Source organism: Bacillus sp. WMMC1349 (assembly GCF_013155385.1).
Classification (GTDB): Bacteria; Bacillota; Bacilli; order Bacillales; family Bacillaceae; genus Bacillus.
Map to the genome: position 1 here is coordinate 3,194,615 of NZ_JABJUQ010000007.1, position 19,218 is coordinate 3,213,832.

18 protein-coding genes and 1 pseudogene are annotated in these 19,218 nt (G+C 40.2%); 4 read left to right on the plus strand and 15 right to left on the minus strand.

All coding sequences use genetic code 11. The features are described from left to right. The first annotated feature begins 543 nt into the window (after positions 1-543). Entirely contained in the window at positions 544-1,392 is an 849-nt protein-coding gene (locus HOO54_RS18820) for a Cof-type HAD-IIB family hydrolase (protein WP_172297961.1), read from the plus strand. 69 nt (positions 1,393-1,461) lie between these two features. Further along, complete coding sequence (locus HOO54_RS18825) at positions 1,462-1,668, plus strand: hypothetical protein (protein WP_172297963.1); 207 nt, start codon at positions 1,462-1,464, stop codon at positions 1,666-1,668. Positions 1,669-2,001: 333 nt separating this feature from the next. Here HOO54_RS18825 and HOO54_RS18830 read toward each other — a convergent pair whose 3' ends face one another. The 4 genes from HOO54_RS18830 to lutR form a co-directional block, all read right to left on the minus strand. Next, the gene (locus tag HOO54_RS18830; RefSeq protein WP_172297965.1) at positions 2,002-2,724 is read right to left on the minus strand and encodes a LutC/YkgG family protein; all 723 of its coding nucleotides are present in this window, start codon (positions 2,722-2,724) and stop codon (positions 2,002-2,004) included. After that, positions 2,721-4,157 (minus strand): LutB/LldF family L-lactate oxidation iron-sulfur protein, encoded by a 1,437-nt coding sequence (locus HOO54_RS18835; RefSeq protein ID WP_172297967.1) that lies wholly within the window; start codon positions 4,155-4,157, stop codon positions 2,721-2,723. Before HOO54_RS18835 ends, HOO54_RS18830 begins: the two co-directional genes overlap by 4 nt. Positions 4,158-4,195: 38 nt before the next feature. After that, complete coding sequence (locus HOO54_RS18840) at positions 4,196-4,912, minus strand: (Fe-S)-binding protein (protein ID WP_172297969.1); 717 nt, start codon at positions 4,910-4,912, stop codon at positions 4,196-4,198. Positions 4,913-5,156: 244 nt separating this feature from the next. Continuing rightward, a complete protein-coding gene (gene lutR / locus HOO54_RS18845; protein WP_172297971.1) occupies positions 5,157-5,909 on the minus strand; it encodes an L-lactate utilization/bacilysin biosynthesis transcriptional regulator LutR in 753 nt (250 codons plus the stop codon). Between the two features lie 166 nt (positions 5,910-6,075). Between lutR and HOO54_RS18850 the strand changes: the two genes are divergently transcribed. Next, positions 6,076-7,767 carry an L-lactate permease gene (locus HOO54_RS18850; RefSeq protein ID WP_172297973.1) on the plus strand — a complete coding sequence of 564 codons (1,692 nt, stop codon included), beginning with the start codon at positions 6,076-6,078 and terminating at the stop codon, positions 7,765-7,767. 127 nt (positions 7,768-7,894) lie between these two features. Here the strand turns inward: HOO54_RS18850 and tnpA are convergent. Both tnpA and rpoN read right to left on the minus strand, forming a co-directional pair. Further along, positions 7,895-8,220, minus strand: a pseudogene (tnpA, locus tag HOO54_RS18855) (IS200/IS605 family transposase). A 184-nt stretch (positions 8,221-8,404) separates the two neighbouring features. After that, positions 8,405-9,700, minus strand: a complete 1,296-nt coding sequence (rpoN, locus tag HOO54_RS18860) for an RNA polymerase factor sigma-54 (protein WP_172297975.1) — start codon at positions 9,698-9,700, stop codon at positions 8,405-8,407. 76 nt (positions 9,701-9,776) lie between these two features. On the opposite strand from rpoN, the gene yvfG reads away from it, so the two are divergent. Further along, positions 9,777-9,983 carry a protein YvfG gene (yvfG, locus tag HOO54_RS18865; RefSeq protein WP_172297977.1) on the plus strand — a complete coding sequence of 69 codons (207 nt, stop codon included), beginning with the start codon at positions 9,777-9,779 and terminating at the stop codon, positions 9,981-9,983. A 13-nt stretch (positions 9,984-9,996) separates the two neighbouring features. Here yvfG and HOO54_RS18870 read toward each other — a convergent pair whose 3' ends face one another. Genes HOO54_RS18870 through epsG form a run of 9 tightly spaced genes read right to left on the minus strand, consistent with a single transcriptional unit; the run spans position 9,997 to position 19,218 of the window. Then, complete coding sequence (locus HOO54_RS18870) at positions 9,997-10,965, minus strand: polysaccharide pyruvyl transferase family protein (protein ID WP_172297979.1); 969 nt, start codon at positions 10,963-10,965, stop codon at positions 9,997-9,999. Positions 10,966-10,980: 15 nt separating this feature from the next. Continuing rightward, positions 10,981-12,126 (minus strand): DegT/DnrJ/EryC1/StrS family aminotransferase, encoded by a 1,146-nt coding sequence (locus HOO54_RS18875; RefSeq protein WP_172297981.1) that lies wholly within the window; start codon positions 12,124-12,126, stop codon positions 10,981-10,983. 5 nt (positions 12,127-12,131) lie between these two features. Continuing rightward, on the minus strand, positions 12,132-12,773 hold the full coding sequence (locus tag HOO54_RS18880; RefSeq protein ID WP_172297983.1) for an acetyltransferase: 642 nt from the start codon (positions 12,771-12,773) through the stop codon (positions 12,132-12,134). Next, positions 12,774-13,376 (minus strand): sugar transferase, encoded by a 603-nt coding sequence (locus HOO54_RS18885; RefSeq protein WP_172297985.1) that lies wholly within the window; start codon positions 13,374-13,376, stop codon positions 12,774-12,776. Between the two features lie 20 nt (positions 13,377-13,396). After that, positions 13,397-14,953 (minus strand): MATE family efflux transporter, encoded by a 1,557-nt coding sequence (locus tag HOO54_RS18890; protein WP_253907715.1) that lies wholly within the window; start codon positions 14,951-14,953, stop codon positions 13,397-13,399. Positions 14,954-14,956: 3 nt separating this feature from the next. Beyond that, positions 14,957-15,970, minus strand: coding sequence for a glycosyltransferase (locus tag HOO54_RS18895; protein ID WP_172297989.1), 1,014 nt, complete (start codon positions 15,968-15,970; stop codon positions 14,957-14,959). Beyond that, positions 15,967-17,046, minus strand: a complete 1,080-nt coding sequence (locus HOO54_RS18900) for a polysaccharide pyruvyl transferase family protein (RefSeq protein WP_172297991.1) — start codon at positions 17,044-17,046, stop codon at positions 15,967-15,969. The genes HOO54_RS18895 and HOO54_RS18900 overlap by 4 nt, the downstream gene beginning before the upstream one ends. An 11-nt stretch (positions 17,047-17,057) precedes the next feature. Beyond that, positions 17,058-18,089: a glycosyltransferase family 2 protein gene (locus HOO54_RS18905; protein ID WP_172297993.1), complete on the minus strand. Its 1,032-nt coding sequence runs from the start codon at positions 18,087-18,089 to the stop codon at positions 17,058-17,060. Between the two features lie 25 nt (positions 18,090-18,114). Further along, a complete protein-coding gene (epsG, locus tag HOO54_RS18910; protein WP_172297995.1) occupies positions 18,115-19,218 on the minus strand; it encodes a biofilm exopolysaccharide biosynthesis protein EpsG in 1,104 nt (367 codons plus the stop codon).

The window sequence follows — 19,218 nt, forward strand, 5'->3', positions numbered from 1 at the left end:
TGAAGGTGACAGAAATCTCAACTAGAAGAACGCGGGTTATTTTTTGAGAAGTCATGGGCGTGCAACGGTTATAACTTATGCTGAATGAATAGTAAAATCAATATTAGTTCAGGTACAACGAATGACTTTATGTTGGAATATGATTAGTACATTCAGTTTTCCAACTTTGACATTGGATTAGCGGTTATATTGCTAATCCATGATTAAAGAAATCAAAGTGCCGAAATTTGTTGGAACAAAAACGGTGTCCGGAAAGTAGTGTACATGAATGAAGATTGGGGTATTTTCACCTGGCTCGCCTGGCTCACTGTTCTCCCTGCTCCACGTTTGTTTGTAAAGGACTTTTTAACTGCAAACGAAGAAGGAAATGGATTACGAGTGATTAGATCATGCACATGAACGCTATGCTTTCGCTAATATCTAGGATTGCTGATATATCAGCGTTTGTTAAACGTGAAAAGGGCGTCCAATTGTCAAAAATCGACTGACTGGACAGCCCCCTATTAGCGCTTTTGACTCATATATGAAGGATTGGAGGTTTCCATGAAATTAATCGCAATTGATATGGATGGAACATTATTGTCTGAAGATGGAACGATTAGTGATACTAACATCGAATCGTTGTTAGCAGCCGAGAAAAAAGGGCACCGAATTGCGATCTGTTCTGGAAGATCCCATCATGATATTTTACAAATTCTCGAACATTATCGGCTGAAGGCTTCGATTATTAGTGGGAATGGCGCAGTAATTTATCATAATAGATTATTAAAACAATTGCTTCTGCCTCATGAGACAGTTGAAGAATTAATTGAAATCATTCAGAATGAGTGCTTGCTTTGTGAATTATATACTGACAAAGGCATCCTCATCAAAAAAAATGATCGGCAGATTCTTGAAGATGACTTAGCTGAGCAAGAACGATTAAATCCCGTCACAGCTTCTATTTATAAACGGGAGATGAAGAATTTGTTTGCTCAAAAACAAATTCACTTTGTGAACCACTTTCACGAGGCGGATCTATTCACATTACCCATTTATAAAATAAACGCCATTTCTTATCGAAAAGAGAAACGAGACACCTTACTTACCAAACTTAACAAACGTCATGATATATCGATGACATCAGGAAGCCTAGGAGCGATAGAAATCGGTCATGCACAAACAAATAAAGGATTTGGCTTAACCTTTTTGGCAAACTTTTTCACTATACCACTTAAACATACGGTTGCAATTGGCGACAATTTCAATGATATCCCAATGTTCGAAGCAGCAGGGATCAGTATTGCAATGGGTAATGCTCATGAAAGTGTTAAAGCATGTGCGACATATGTAACGGATGGTCACCATCATAACGGTGTGGCAAAAGCTTTAAAAGATTACGTGTTATTTTAATTTTTTATTGATTCTTGTCCTACCTTGATTTACAGTAGAAACAGCATGTACAGCTGAGGTGATCTATAAATGAAATCTACTAATCAGATTCCTGCCGCCCTTTTCATTATTATTGCTTTATTTGCATCCATTTTCCTTAGTTTCCGACCGGAGTTATTATTGCCTTCCGGTTATTCACTGACAGGTGATGGAATATTAATTGCCCGAACATTGCTGGTCGTTTCTACATTGTTTTTCATCACTAAATTAGGATACTTCCTTTTAAGAAGCAAATAAAAAAGATCGACCATGGTTCATTCAACAACTTAGAAGCCATGGTTTTTTCTATTATGTTGACTGCATACAATCAATACAGTAAATGGTTGAGAGGGTGTCCTGAAATTAGTGTGCATGAATGAAAATCAGGGAATTTGCTCGCTTTCTGCGGGCGATCCGCGAGCTCGTACTCTGCTCCTGCGGGGTCTCGCAATTTCCTCTGATTCATGTTGTATAGGACTTAAGACAGCCTCTATTGATGCTCAATCCTCAAATTTTCACTATATATGATATCTAAGACAAGCTAAACAAAAAAGCCTGCCGAACACAAGTGACTCGACAAGCTTCTGATTTCTATTGATCTGTCACCACAATATAAGCCGCTCGAATAGGTCCATGGACACCGACAACTAAATCCATTTCAATATCAGCTGAATTACTTGGTCCTGTAATATAGTTGATGCAAGACGGAATGACACTGCCGTCCGCAATCTTTTGCTGAATGATCTCGCTTGCCTGTGTCATTCTTGGTACGATTGTGCTTTTCGGAACGATCGCAATATATGTCGTTGGCAATAGACTAACTGAACGCCCTTTGTCCTTTGAACTAAACAGGACAACAGTACCTGATTCGGCAAGAGTGATTTCACTAAAGGTGATCCCAATGTTTGCCTGTTCAGCTTGCCCGATATTTTTCTCTCCTGCAGCAGCGTCCCATTCCCACACCTTTGTGCCTGCTTGCGGCCAGCTGTCCATCAACAGATCAGACAGCCCAAACTGTTTAAAACGAGCATCTTTTGGAACAATGACAGGCCCGCCGCCGAATCGTGCTACTTGTTCATCTAAAGCTCTATCCAAACCGCTGCTGTCTGTTTCAATGAATTCGGTATGAATCTTCCGGCATTGATCTTTTAATACAACGAGAAGATCATCTGCGGAATAACCTCGGTACACCTTGTACTGTGGTTGATAACTGTAATCTGGAACAGTAACACCTGCTGTTCTTCGTTCACGACCAAGTTGATGTGCAATCCGATTTAAAAAACGTTCTTGATGTTGGATGGTTCCTTTTGTCATCGATCTTCCCCCTTATTGCCGGTTTGCCTATCTTGAAACCAATCACGAAACCTTGAACGATTCGGTGCAGGAAAATCACGAATTTGCGTCCATTGTTTTAATGGACCCGGTCCTTTCGTCAGTTTTTCTCCCTCTTGAAATGGCTTCATCGCCGCAGGTGCCCATTTCGATCCCATTTTATAAAGTGCTGGTGTTGATGTACCCAATCCGAATGCTTTCATGGCCAACTTTTCAGAAATAGGCGCCCGTCCTTCTTTTTCAACAATTTGCTGCCGGTGTTTTAAGAGCAACTCATGAAGAGGAATTTTGACAGGACAAGCTTCGGTACACGCTGCACACAATGATGAGGCATAAGGAAGCTCTTTGTAATCATCATATCCTCCGAGAAGCGGCGATAATACAGCACCGATCGGACCTGGATAGATCGAACCGTATGAATGTCCGCCAACATGCCGGTAAACCGGACAAACATTGATGCAAGCTGCACAGCGAATACATTGTAGAACAGATTGAAATTCGCTGCCAAGAATTTTTGACCGTCCATTATCAACGATAACAAGATGGAATTCTTCAGGACCATCAGCTTCTTCAGGCAGTCTAGGACCTGAAAGCGCTGTAATATAACTTGTCAGCCGCTGTCCGACCGCACTTCTTGTCAACATTCCGACAAGTACCTCAAATTCATGGAAAGATGGAACAATTCGTTCCATGCCCATTACGGTAATCTGTGTTTTCGGAATCGTGGACACTAAGCGACCGTTCCCCTCATTTGTCACAAGACTGACAGAACCGGTATCAGCAATAGCAAAATTACAGCCGGTTATCCCAATATCTGCTTGCAAAAATTTCTTTCTAAGTATGGCTCTGGCATGCATAACAAGTTCTTCGGGCTTTTCTGTTTGATGATAACCGATCCGTTCTTTAAAAAGGTCGCGAATTTGTTGTTTATTTTTATGAAGTGCTGGTGCAACGATATGTGACGGTGGATCTTGATGATCAATTTGCAGAATGTACTCACCTAAGTCGGTTTCAACAACTTCACATCCCTCTTGTTCAAGTACTTCATTCATATTAATTTCTTCTGTGACCATCGATTTGGATTTAACGATTTTTTTACCGTTTTTCTGTTTCACAATATCACGTATGTAGGAGGATGCTTCTTCAGCTGTCTCCGCAAAAAAAACATGCCCGCCTTTTTTGGCGACATTCTCGGCAAGCTGTTCCAAATAAAAGTCAAGATTCTCTAGCACATGCTGTCTAATTTCTTCAGCGAGTGACCGCCATTCTTCCCAGTTTCCTAGTTCTTCAGCTGCTTCCAGCCGCCGCGCTCTTAACCGTTCTTGAGCACTTGAGACTGCCCCTCTCATGAAATCGTTTTCAATACCATTTGCGACACGTTCTTTAAATTTATCTGTTCCAATCTTCATTGCCATGACCATTTTCCCCCTTAACTGTACATGACCTTGATGTGTTATCTGCTGTTTAAAACCTCCGCAATGTGCATCACTTGGATAGGCTTACCTTTTCTTTCGATCCGGCCTCCGATATTCAACAGACAGCCGCAATCTGCCCCTATTAAAACATCAGCAGCGGTTTCTTCTATACATGCCACTTTTTCATCGACCATTTGCTCAGAAATTTGCGCCATTTTCACAGAAAAAGTGCCCCCAAATCCACAACAGTTATATTTATTTGGTAATGGTATGAATTCCAACCCTTTGACATGGCTGAGCAGTTTCATTGGTGCATCTGATACCCCAAGCAATCTTGTCATATGGCATGAAGTATGATAAGTCGCCTTTTTTTCAAGATGCGCTCCGACATCCTCTATTTTCAATACATGAACGATAAAATCTGTTAATTCATATGTTTTATTAGCCAACTTCTGGGCTTTTTCCACCCAGTCAGGTTCATCTTGAAAGATGTGCGGGTATTCTTTAAACATAAACGCGCATGACCCCGATGGACTGACAACATAATCGCTCTGTTCAAATGCTTCAATCATTTGTTTCATCGCCTTTTTAGCGTCTTTAACATACCCGCTATTATATGCTGGTTGCCCACAGCAAGTTTGCCTTTCCGGAAAATCAACTTCACAACCGAGCCGTTCCAGCAGTTCAACAGTTGCTTTTCCGACATTTGTCTGAAACATGTCAACCAAACATGTGACAAACAGTGACACTTTCATATGAATCCCCTCTCCCCATGTTGAAATAAATCAGGTCATCTGATGATTAAAACCTTCTTCTTCCATCTTACACCTTGTTCATTTTTTTGGAAAGGGGGTTATTGGAAGTTTGCTAATTTAAAAGGCTCTGTCTAATAAGCCCTTATCAACATGAAGAGGGATTTGCGAGACCCCGCAGGAGCAAGGAACGAGCTCTGAGGAGGCTCGCGGATCGCCCGCGGAAAGCGAGCAAATTCCCTCATTTTTATTCATCCACACTACTTTCAGGATACCCGCTTCGACCTGTTTCTTCAAAATAAGCGACCAGCACTTTTTCAACATTTGTCAGGTGCTCTATCATCGCTTTTTCCGCTTTTTTAGGGTTCTGTTCTTTCACAGCCATATAGATGGCTTCATGTTCTTCATAAAGGCGTTTCATCGTTGTTTTTTTAGAAAACAGCCAAATTTTACGTGTTTCTTTCATCGTTTCTAATAAAAGAGATGAGACATGATTCATTAAGCTTTTTAACAAACCATTTTGTGAAGCACCGGCAAGCGCTAAGTGAAATGCAAAATCGGCTTTTTCACCTAGTTCATCATTTCCATCTGCCATTTTCATATCGATAAGCGCCTCCTCCATTCGCCTTAAATCGGCTTCAGTCCGCTTTTGTACTGCTCCAGAGACAGCACCAATCTCAAGAATTTTCCGGACTTCAAGTAAATCACGGACATCGTTCTTTTTCATGAGCAAAGCGGCAGAAAGCGGGATTGAGATCTGTTCAGGCTGAAATGTTTTCACATATGTGCCTTCTCCTTGCTTCATCTCGACGATTCCCATTGCTTTTAAAGCGGACAGAGCCTCTCTGACTGCAGAGCGACTCACTTCAAAGCTTTCTGCTAGCGATTGAACGGAGTCCAGTTTATCACCTGGTTGAAGATCTCCAGTCTTAATCATTTCAAGCAATGTTTCAGCCACTTCTTCATAGATTTTTTTCGTCTTGATTTGCTTGTACTTCATTTTTTTCACCTCAGGCTCGTGCTTCATTTTTCATATTATACCGTTCTTTCCAACATGAAAAAAGGATTGTATTTTATGGCAATTATTAATATAATGCTAAATGATTGGTCTTGTGATCATGTCATCTGATGATTAAAGACCATGATCAACAAAGGGGGAATTAAATATGGGATGGACACAAGTTTATACGCCATTGGGGAACAATTTGTTGCTTTCTTCACTCGCAGCGCTGATACCGATCTTGTATTTTTTTTGGGCTTTGGCTTTCAAAAGAATGAAAGGGCATACAGCAGGGATCACAACTTTGCTGATCACAGTGGTTTTAGCCATTTTCATCTATGGTATGCCAGCAGAAAAAGCTGTCATGTCAGCGACTCAAGGGGCGATATATGGACTGTTGCCAATCGGCTGGATTATAGTTACATCAGTGTTTTTGTACAAGCTTACAGTTAAAACCGGACAGTTTAAAGTGATTCGCAGCTCTGTTCTATCGATTACTGATGACCGTCGATTGCAAGCACTTTTGATAGCGTTTTCATTTGGCGCTTTTTTAGAAGGAGCGGCAGGTTTTGGAGCTCCTGTTGCGATTTCCGCTGCATTACTTGTAGGACTTGGATTTAACCCTTTATATGCGGCAGGAATCTGCTTAATTGCTAATACGGCACCAGTTGCCTTCGGTGCGATTGGGATTCCAATTATCGCAGTCGAGGGACCGACCGGGATTCCAGCGTTAGAGATTTCAAAAATGGTTGGTCGGCAATTGCCGTTTTTATCTATTTTTATTCCGTTTTATTTAATTGTGATGATGAGTGGTTTTCGAAGATCTTTAGAGGTCTTACCAGCCATTTTAGTGTCAGGTATTTCCTTTGCCATCACACAGTATCTCAGTTCAAATTTCTTAGGACCTGAACTGCCCGATATATTATCAGCGATCATATCACTTGTTGCGCTTGCTATTTTCTTAAAATTCTGGAAACCAAAAAGAATATTTAAGTTTGCTCATGAAAAAGAAACAGCAGCAGGACAAGAAGCTAGACAATTCAACAGTGATAAACAAACACATTCAGGCGGACAAATTTTTAAAGCATGGTTGCCGTTTTTAATGCTTACAGCACTTGTCTCTATTTGGGGAATACCCTCCATGAAAAATGCATTGACTGGACATTATACAGGGGACAACCCATTTCTGCTGTTCATGAATGAAATTGGGGGACGGTTATCATTTGCTCCTCGTGTGCCTTTTCTGGACAATCAAATCATTGATTCTAGCGGAAAACCGATTGAGGCCCTTTATAAAGTCGATTTGCTTGGTTCAGCAGGGACCGCAATCTTGCTCGCCGCAGTGCTTGCAAAATTTGTAACAGCCGTTTCTTGGACAGAGTGGGGAGCTGTATTGAAAGACACGCTGCAGGAACTGAAAAAACCGGTTCTGACTATTGCCACAGTTGTCGGCTTTGCTTATGTGGTTAACTCTTCTGGGATGAGCACAACACTTGGCATGTCATTGGCGATGACTGGTACAATGTTTTCATTTTTTTCACCTGTTCTTGGCTGGCTTGGTGTGTTTATTACAGGGTCTGACACCTCTGCAAATCTCCTGTTTGGCAGTCTGCAAAAAGTAACGGCATCATCGGTCGGAATGGATCCTGTTTTAGCAGTGGCATCCAATTCTTCAGGCGGGGTCACTGGAAAAATGATCTCTCCACAATCGATCGCAGTCGCCTGTGCCGCTGTCGGACTGACAGGAAAAGAATCTGATTTGCTCCGCTTTACACTGAAACATAGTTTATTTCTCTTGTTTCTCGTCTGTTTGATCACATTTTTGCAACATCATTTGTTTTCATGGATGATTCCTTGAACTACCCCCACTTATCGACCTTGCTGTTTGATTGAAGTGGGAGATTCTTGGGAACAGAGCGTACTTGTTGACGTATTTCTTTGCTAACAGAGGTTTCTCTTATTGACCAAGCTATCCCCGTAGATTCCTACGGTTCTATATTTAAGCCAAAACTTCTTGACCAAAACATTTCTTTCCACAGCTTTTTCCTAACTTGCGGAAAACCTTTTTTGATTCATCGTGAACTAGCACTTTAGCATTGATGAACTTTGATAATTCAGTGTTAGGATGTGCTTTGAACAGGATGTGAACATGGTCTTTATCATGATTCCACTCAACTAGAGAGATATTGTATTTCTCGCCTAACTTTACAAACATATCCTTAGCATAGTCAGATACTTTGTCATCAAAGACTTCTCTACGATATTGATAATACATTGAGAATACTGAATGATTATTACTGTCTAATTTCATTGTAATATCAGCCTTTATCTTATAAGACTATATCCTTAAGGTAAACAAAATAGCCTTTAGGACATTCATCTCCCACCTATCGTTTGGTTTCACCCTTCACACGACTGAGGAGGGAGTCTTCTGTCGGAAAACGATAAAAGGCAGATAAATAGTCCGTGGAGAAAGACCGCGGACTTTAGCTTTGTTAATATCGTTTTCTGATAGATGAAGGCAAAATATTGAGCTGATCCCGATACTTGGCGACCGTTCGTCTTGAAATCACAATACCGTACCTTTCTTTTAATAAATCAGCTAGTTTTTGATCTGAAAGCGGTTTCATTTTATTTTCTTCTTCAACTAGAGAAAGGAGTTTTGCTTTAGCTGTCTGGTTGGAAGTATGACCGACACTTGCATCTTTAACTTTTGCTGAAAAAAAGCGTTTAAGTTCGCAAAGTTCATAAGGTGTCTGCACAAATTTCCCCTTTACCGCTCGGCTGACCGTTGATTCATGAACCCCAACAACATCAGCAACTTCTTTTAATGTTAATGGTTGAAGGTCGTTTTTTCCTTTTAGAAAATAATTCTGTTGGCAAGCAATAATTTCTTCCATCACTTTAGTCATTGTTTCTCTTCTTTGTCTGAGTGCCTGATCAAGCCATTTCCACTGTTTATATTTATCAGCTAAAAAGATGGATGTATCATCTTTTACTCCTTGATTCAAGAATGGTTCATAAAATGAATGTAATTGAATGTCCGGAAATGAACGGCTGTTAAGCTCAAACATGACGATACCGTCTCGAATAAAAATCAGCACATCCGGTTCGATATAAACACTTCGTTCATCAGCTTCATATGCCAAACCGGGTCGCGGTGAAAGCTCTGTGATCAGATCTTGAATATGCTGCAGCTCTGATAGGGAAAGTCCTGTTCTCACAGAGAGTTCTTTCCAAGTCTTGTTTGCAAACAATTCAAAATAACCGGAGATGACTTCTTCTGCTGCAGCTGCTGTTTCCTTTGGTAGACGTTGCAATTGGATGAGAATACACTCTTGCAGCGAACGGGCGCCGATTCCTGCTGGTTCAAGAGATTGCAATTTTACGAGAACTTTTTCAATCTCTTCATTCGTCTCCGACAAATCAGCAGCGATATCGAAAAGATTTTCTCTTAAATAACCGTTTGTATCAAGCGAATTGACCAAGTATTTAAAAATTCGTGTTTCTCGTTTTGATAGTTGTAAATCGAGCGCTTGGCGTTTTAGAGCGGTTTGTAAATCTTCCTGAGATTTTGCTGTTTCAGGTCTTTGTAAAACCTGATCTGTTTTATGGTAAAATGATCGAGGAATATCAGAATCTTTTCGGTCAATAAGAGGGTTTTCCAGTGAAAGTTCATCAATCTGATTGTTTAGTTCGGCTGAGGTATACTGCAGAATTTGAATAGCTTGTGTCAGGTTTTGGGTTATATGAAGCTTTATCGTTTGTTGTTGCTGAACATGCAAGTTCATGAGCTTTCCCCCCTCTCTTCATTAGTTTACACGATTCATTCCATACCGTATAGACTTTTAAAGGAGTGTTTTTTTAATGACAGAACTTTTTTCAGTACCATATTTCATAGAAAATTTACGGGCACATATTGAAATGAATCCAAACGAGGATAAGATTCATGCGATGAACAGCTATTATCGTTCGGTCGTCTCAACGCTTGTTCAAGATCAATTGACAAAAAATGCAGTGGTTTTAAAACGGATTCAGCATTTAGATGAAGCTTATAACAAAGTAAAGGATTGATGAAAACCGGCTGTTATCTTTGAACAGCCGGTTCTTTTTCTGTTTGATGCTGGATGAGCTTTGTGTAAGGAATATCCTTCATCCATGTATTGTAATAGTTTGCATTTTTTCCGTATGAATTATCAATCACGACATTTTCCTTTTGCAACAAACATGACAAAATATGACCGTGTAACCTTGATGTTACAACAGATTCATAGCGGCTGAAAAAGCCGATCGATTTTGTGACAAGATAATCGGAGTAACGTTTCCAATAAGACGCGACTGGCAGCAAGTTTCCCGCCTTTTTATTGAGCATGTTTAATGTCTGTAATCGTTTAATTCCCCGTTTATCACGATCTGATAAGATCACGTTCCAGTCATATGTGTCTTGTTCAGTTTCTTTTTGTAAACTGCTGTTTGCTTCTTTATCTGTTCTGATTAATCGTAAAACAGGTGCCGATGGGGTTTCAGTTGGTTCAATCGGCCAAAGCTGATGAGCCATATCAGGCATCATCCTAATATGTTTTATTTCTTGGAAATGTTCATTTGCAAATTGGAATGATGCTAATTCCCTTGTGAATAAATACAGGTCGGGATGAGATTCTAATATATCCTTAGAAATCTTGATATGTTCTTCATTTTCATAATAAATCGATTGCGGCAGAATGACGATTCGATTTTCGGGATAATGCTTGATGACACGTTCTCTAAACTGCTGGAAATGCGGATATAAATCGCCAAAATTTCCGCCGCCTTGACAAACTATGATCACATCTTTAGCAATCTTTCGACCCGGATTGAAATTTTCAGCGTTCCACCTTTCACACACTTTGATCCCATAGTTTTGAAAGAACGCTTCCGTACCTTTCATAATCAGGAGATCCCCTACATTCCCGTACAGAGGATAATCTAAATAAACAACTGATGAACCCTTCGGTATAGCATCTAACAATTCTCCAAGCTTTTCTTTTAAACTGTCCATAGAATAGGTTTTAGCCATGTATACGCCTACCTCTCATTGATATTGAATTCGCTGAACAAGCATTTGAATAATTCGGTCTTGTTCTTCTTTTGTCAAACTGGAACCTGAAGGCAGACAGAGACCTCTGGCAAATAAATCATCACAAACAGAATCATCTTCATGATGTGGATAAAAAACGGCATCTTGAAAGAGCGGTTGTCTATGCAATGGCTTCCACAATGGTCGTGCTTCAATGTTTTCGTTGGCAAGTGCTTCAATGATTTCTCCTGGTGTCGTTTTAATCTTTTTCGGATCAACAGTTAAGGTCGTTAACCAACGGTTTGACATTCCTTGTTCAGGCATAAACTCGATTCCATCGATTTCAGAAAGCGCTTCTTGATATCGTTGAAAAACAGTGCGCCGGGCGTTTACTCTGTCATCCAAAACGGCAAGCTGAGCGACCCCAATTCCAGCCAGAACATTACTCATCCGATAATTGTAGCCGGCTTTTTCATGCTGATAGTGAACCGCTGGCTCACGGGCTTGTGTTGCTAAAAACCGAGCCTTTTTCAAGGCATCTTCATCATCACTAACAAGCATTCCCCCGCCTGAAGTCGTAATAATTTTATTACCGTTAAATGAATAAATGCCAAACCGACCAAAAGTTCCACTCTTTTTGCCTTTGTAGACAGAACCAAGCGATTCGGCCGCATCTTCAATCACAGGCACAGCATATTGATCACAAACGGCAAGGATCTCGTCCATTTTCGCACTTTGACCATATAAATTGACAACAATGACGGCTTTCGGAAGGTTTCTGTTTCGTTCAGCTTCGTCCAATGCGCGCTCAAGTGCTTGTGGAGACATGTTCCAAGTATGTCTTTCAGAATCGATAAAAACCGGTCTTGCTTGTTCATATAAGACAGGATTTGCACTAGCTACAAATGTAAAAGCAGAACAAAATACTGTGTCACCTTTTGTGACTCCCAATAGTTTGAGTGCAAGGTGGATCGCAGCAGTCCCTGAGCTGACGGCGGCTGCTCCAGCTGTTCCCACATAATCAGCCAGTTTTTCTTCAAATGTATTAACAAGTGGACCAAGGGGAGCAATCCAGTTTGACCGAAATGCTTCGGCAACATAACGCTCTTCCTCTCCGCTCATATGTGGCGGTGATAAAAAAATTCGCTTCTTTTGACTCATTGTTTTCACCCTTTTATGCTGTTTTTAATGATTCTGGCAGGTATTCCGACAGCCGTCGTATCATCTGGAATATCATCGATGACCGTTGCTCCTGCCCCCGTTATGCTCCGGCAACCAATCGTTTTTCCTGGAATCACGACTGTTCCTGCACCAACATGTGCACCTGCCTTCACTATAACCCCTCCGGTTAAAACCGTTCCTGGTGAAAGGTGAACATAGTCACCAATTTGATTGTCATGTTCAACAATAACACCGGTATTGATGATACTGTGAGCACCAATATGGGTATCAGCTTGGACAACGCTCCTAGCCATCACGACTGTTCCGTTTTGAAGCTGGGCCGATTTGCTGATCACCGCAGATGGATGAACAAGTATCGTATAACTTTCCAGTGGAAGACCGAGACATTCAAACAGCTGTTTTCTCACATTGTTTGCACCGACACCTAGAATAAATTGAACATCTGGAAGAGCTTGAGAGAGCTCTACTGCGGCACTTGAAGGTCCTTTATAAAGATTGTTTTCAACATGGAGGTTGACAAACTTGTCATCAAGAATTCCGACAAGCTCAGTGTCCTGCAGTTCTTCAATGATTTCCCGAATCACCTTGCCATGACCACCGTCTCCGATCACCACCACTTTTCGCATTTAAGCATTCCTTCTCCCTGTAAATTTTTCAACTGTCACATGCTGATCTTGGCTGATACCATCAGACTTCAGCACTTTTACTACAGTTAAAAACAGAATTTTAAGATCTAGAAAAAAAGACCGGTGATCAACATACCAGACATCGAGTTCAAACTTTTCCTCCCATGTCACTTTATTTCTTCCATTAATTTGTGCCCAACCCGTAATACCTGGTCTAACCTCGTGCCGCCTCCATTGTTTTTCTGTATAAAGAGGAACATACTCCATTAAAAGCGGGCGCGGACCAACAAGACTTAAATCACCTTTAATGACGTTTATCAACTGCGGCAGTTCATCCAGGCTTGTTTTTCTGATCAGCTTACCCGTTCTTGTCATCCGTTTTTCATCACTAAGCAGATTTCCCGCCCTGTCTTTTTCATCAGTCATGGTTCTAAATTTATATAAGGTAAACGGTTTACCATTCAAACCGGGACGAACTTGGCGAAAAAAGACAGGAGAACCGATTTTCCATTTGATAAGACAAGCTGTTAACATCATCGCAGGACTGAGAACAACTAGAAGAACTACCGCTGATAAAAGATCAAAAAACCGTTTAACTTTCACAAAAACCGGACCCCTTTCTGCTATTTAAAAAAACCTTTCTGAAAAGGAACTGATGCCGAAGACCAAAGCTTTTGCAACAAGACGAAGATCTCCTGCCGCTCTTCTTTTGTACAAATGACACCATACACAAACAATATATACGCAATGGACACGATCAATGCCGTTAACAATAGAGTAAACATGCTGTTAACCGTAAAGAAGAATTCGATTGTGTAACAAATAGCTAAAGCAAATGAAGCTCCAGCAAGCGGTGCATATATCCCTTTATAAAAAACTCGTTTTCTCTCACCCGTTATTTTTGCTGTATAGATTGGGGTAAAAACCACGTTTTTCAACATTAAAGCAATAGCGCCGCTAATAGCTATCCCATAGAGCCCAAGACCCGCAGGACCGCTCAAGACAATGGCGAGCAACAAATTGACAACACCGAATGCTACTGTTACCAGTGCCGGAGTTCTCAGTTTGTTGTAAGATGTAAAAATATAAAATAGCGGGGACGGGCTTAAACAAAGAACTAAATAGCCGGCATGTATCAATAAAAGCCATTTTAGATGCTCAAATGATGGTCCAAGCCAGATGTTCAAAAATGGACCTGCCAAACCACCTAGCAGTGCTGCTGGCAAAGCGAGCATCATTCCGTTAAATCTGACCGCCTGATTGGCATAACGGACAAGCCCCTCTTTGTTACCCTTTGAATAATAGAGAGTAATCGTCGGCGAGAATACGGCAGCCAGTGTACTTGACAGTGTCCGTAATAACAGTGGAAACTGAATAATTGCCGCATACATTCCAGATTGTGAGACACCCAGCATGACATTAGCTACCATCAAATCAATCTGCAAAAATAGCAGAATCCCGACTTGGTTCACTGAGCTCCATCCCCCTAAGCGGAGCAGTTTTTTGCATTTTGTTAAAGACATATCCTTCATACGAAACGTATACCATGGTATCAACTTTTTAAAGAAAAAGATCGACAACATACATGCTGAAGCAACAGCGATCAATGTAGCAAACTGAATGTACCAAATTCTCGGTGTAAACCAAGAAAATATGCAGAAAACACATAACACGCGAATCATCATTTGTATAGCTTGGATTGTGCTTGTAATATAAATTTTATTGGCAAAAAACGGGCCTGCGGAAAAACCAGACATAAAAAAAGTTAACAAAAAGAGCAGCGTCCCAATGATTAATGCAATTTGTACATCTCCTAAGAGATCAGCAGGGACTTGAATGATCTGATCGACAAACCCAACCATCGCCAAAATGGGCAAAAGTAATATCAGTGAAAGGATAAAAGATGAAATCATAAAGGTATTCATATATCCTCTTGCTTCCTCAAACTCCCCTCTGTGTGCCGAAACGGAAAAAAATCTGACGACAACCGCACTAAGGGCGACCGTAATCACCGAAAAGTAGTTGATCATATTTTGCGTTAACGTAACAAATCCAAATGCTTCAACCCCAAGGTGTTGAATAACAAACGGCGTCAGCCACATTGAGAAAAGCACCGATAATAAAAACGACACCATATTGGCGCCTAGATTTAAGACAAATTTCTTATTCAAGAGGCTCATCCCTTACTGGGCAATTTTTCGTTTAAAAAACAATTCAAGCATAATCGGAACATTTAGTTTGCATAACAATAAAACAAGCCGTTGGCCAGATAAAAGCTTATCATTGTGAATAGACGTCTTTTTCAATGATGACTGTACCATCGGATAAGTCAAAATTTCTTTAATATGGCGCCTTATTTGTTTTGATGGCTTCTGTCCAGCACAGGCATTGGCGATTAACATTGGAATTTGATGCTTGCAGATGTAGGTTTGCAAGTCTTCCTCACATTCCTCTACCAACTGGAATGTCTCGTAAAATCTCTTTTTCGCACGATACTGTCTGATCAGGTTTTCGTCCATATACGGTTTATAAGGAACCTCTGTTAAGCTTTGCGGATTCCATCTGTACATGTAATAGCCTGCATCAATCGCCTTGACCCGTGTTGCTGCATAGAATGCATACAAATTAAATGGTGAATCCTCAGCAAAACGAATATCCTCACAAAAATAGAGCTCATTGTCGCGCAAAAGCTCACGTCTGTATAAATTACGCCAAACATACCAGATAAACTGGGTTTCATGAGCTCTTTTCAGTTCTTGCTTTAAGTCTTGTCTCAACAATACGCGATCTTTCGGCAAAGTTGGCGGAAAATACTGACCGCCTTTGTCAGAATGCTTATAATAGCCGCACATCACGATATCGAGATCATCTTGTTTCGCATTGATGTACATCTCGTTAAACATTGCATCAGCAACAAAATCATCACCATCAACAAAACCGATATAATCTCCTGTGGCCGCCTTAAGACCGGCATTTCTAGCTGAGCTGAGCCCGCCATTTTTCTTATGAATCACTTTGACTCTTTTGTCCTTCTCACAGTACTGCCTGGCGATTTCTCCGGATCGATCTGGAGATCCATCATCAACAAGAATGATCTCAATATTTTTTAATGTCTGTTTAAGCAACGAATCGACACATTCTTCAATATAATTCTCGACATTGTACATCGGGACAATAATGCTGACAAACGGCTTCATTCAGCATCACCCAAAATCTTTCGTTTCAAATCTTTGAAATAATGCTCCCTTGACGGGATTTCTTCATAATTTGATTCGTTTTTCATGAGTTCATGAATAGCATTGATCACTTCTGATGTTTCTGGGTTTTCAACCATTTTGATCATAGGGTTATCTTTTAACCAGTTAAACCCTTCAAGTACTTTATGATCAAAGGAACGGATAACAACACACGGTGTACCTGTAATAGCACAAAAAATCATGCCATGAAGTCTATCGGTAATGACAACCTCTGCATTTCTCAGCTTATCCCAGAGCTTATTTAGCTCCTTCTCGCGTGAAAAACGGCTGACTCTTTTCCCAATCGTCGTTGTAAAGGTTGACACCTCACGATATTCAGCACGAATGATTGTTTGCAATAGTTGCCGCTCTTCCTTTTTAAGAAAACTCTCTTTATCATCTCTTAAACAAACCAATACACCCGTTCTCTCACATTGTTGCTCTTTTTTTAAATACAGCACCATATCAGGTTGCTTGATGATCGTTTTGTTTGGAAAGTTCTTCTCCATAAACTGATAGGTTGTCTCATCTCGTGCCATTAACAACAGCTGCGGGTGAGCATTGTATATTTTTTTCGCTTTTTTTAATTCTTTTTGTCCTTTATGTGTCTCTGAAAAGTGGGCAGTAGCAGGCAGCTGTACTATTTTATAATGCTTAAACTTCTTCATAATAAAACGCCGCGTCCATTCTTCATTTCTATACAAATCACCCATATTTCCGCCGCCGATGATAAATACCATATCCTCTGGATGGCGGATACGACGCAATGCTTTTGCATGTTTATAAATATCATTAATCGTAATCTCAATGATTTCAAAATCAGGAAACTCTGTTTCTGCAAATGTTTTGCTAGCCAATGCAATGGCATGATCTCCTAAATTATCATGAGAAGGGATCAATGTCAGAATGATTTTCTTCTTGTCTTTATACTGATCAAAACGGTTTAAACCAGGTGTTCCCATCATATATTCAGACGGATATTTGACCTTTAACAAAAGCCATTCGACAAGATTGATTTTTAATTCCTTAAAGCTCATTTTTTCACCGCCTATTTCTTCATTCTGTACTCTATCATTTTTTGATAAATCGCCGCGAACCCATATACAGCTGGGGTGAAGCGCAACCGTATCAGCATCAGAAGCAGCCTTTTCTTCGCATCAAAATTTGTCGGCTGGGTTGTTGGAATCTTCCTTCTGAATTCTGTGCAGGCACAAATACGGCTAATATTTTTATATTTTTCTGATAAAGGGCTTTTGTTTTGACTTTTACACTCATTCAAAATGCTGTTGCAACCATGATTGATCATAAAAACTTGCAATGCCTCATGAAAAGGTGATAGTTTTCCATGCTTTGTCAAACAATCAAAGTTTGCTTCATAAAGAGTCAATCCGTTTTGAAACAGCCCTTTCTGATATTTTTGGACAATCGATGATAAATGAACTCTATAATGGTAGAGTGGTTTTGTTACAAATGCCACATGATTGGCAAAAAGCAAGCATCTAAAACTGAAATACTGATCTTCAATATTTTCCAATTCATCCCTGAGTGGAAATGTGAGGTGATGTCGCTTAATTAAGTCTCTACTGTAAAGCTTATTCCAGGAAAAACCGCTGACCTTACCTTTCAACAAATCAGCAATTAATTCAGCTGTTGGTTTTTCCTTATATGCTTTTCCAACTTCCGGATAAACTGTTTTATCTGTATCCTCAATTTCAACAGCATAGTCACATAGGACAAGGTCGGCTTTACCTAGCTGGGCTTTCTCATACATCGCTTCACAATAATCCGCTTCAATCCAGTCATCGGAATCAATAAATGCGACGTATTCACCTGAGGCAGCCTCTATTCCTTTATTCCGTACAGCACCTAAACCTTGATTTTCCTGAACGATTGTTTTTATTCGGCTGTCTTTTTTAGCAAAATCATCGATAACCTCTTGACTTCCGTCAGTAGAACCGTCATTCACAATGATAATTTCAATATTTTTCAAAGTCTGATTGAGCAAAGACCGTAAACAGTTCGGCAAAAAAGCTTCTGTATTATATACTGCAACCAGTAAACTAACTGCTGGGTTTTCCACTAAGATTACTCCTTTGTCGACATTTTTACCGTTCAAAAATGGTTCGGTATGGTAGCACTGCAGAATCAAATGGTATGAGACTAAAACTGTAAAAGAAATAACAAATCACGATTAAAACGTATAAAAGCGCATTCGATTTCGGTTCATATATTCGAACAAAATAAGGAACGAGAATCATTTGAAAAAGTCCAAAATAAATATTGAACCTTGCAAAAATCACATCCTTTGTCGCTAGCAAACCGAACAAAAAGCCGATGAGACAAAGGTTAACAATATAATCAATCTCAGGCCAGCGCTGCCGCAACTGATGTCTGGAGAAAAAAGCAAGCAAAAGCGGCAGGAAAAGAACAGCAATTTTAATGATATTCATCCCATTTGTACCTTTCGCCAGCCAATTTTCATAGTGTCCGTATGAACTGTTCTCCAGAACGACCAGAAAAACCGAGAGGAATTTTTGATACAAAAATGTTCCCCCTAGAAATAAAAAAGTGAGAAACCAGAGAACTGGTGACCATGCTTTTCTTCTGACAACGAAATAGATCGGAATCATAATTAAAGCTGACGAATGAAACAGTGAACAAATCAGGACAATGACTGTGTAACGCAGGAAATTGCCGTTGATAATATAACGAACCGCCCAAAACAGGATAGCTGCCACCATATACTGACGAATTCCATTGAATGATGCATAATAGTGAAACATCCCAATAAACAAAAACATACTTAATTCAAATGGTCTTCCGTAATCATAAAGCGTCTTGACAATGAAAATATATGTAATACAAGCTACAGAAGCAAACATGATTTGCGGATCAGCAGTCATTTTGTTTAAGATCCATAAAAACGCAGTAAATCCAGGATCTGTTGTTGCTTTAGCTGAACCGAAACCAAAAATTCCCCAAATACTCTCGTGTTTACCAGCCAATTCATAAAGCAACATGTACGTATGATAATCTGTACCGACTTTGTATCTGAGTCCGGCAACAATCATCAAGGAAGCTAGCGGGACAACGGTTAAAAGCGGATTCGGCCGATAGCCTGTTGGCACTGATAAATCTTCTCTTCCATACATTTTTGCAAACCATGACCAAACAAAAACGACACCTAAATTCACGATATATATAGTCAT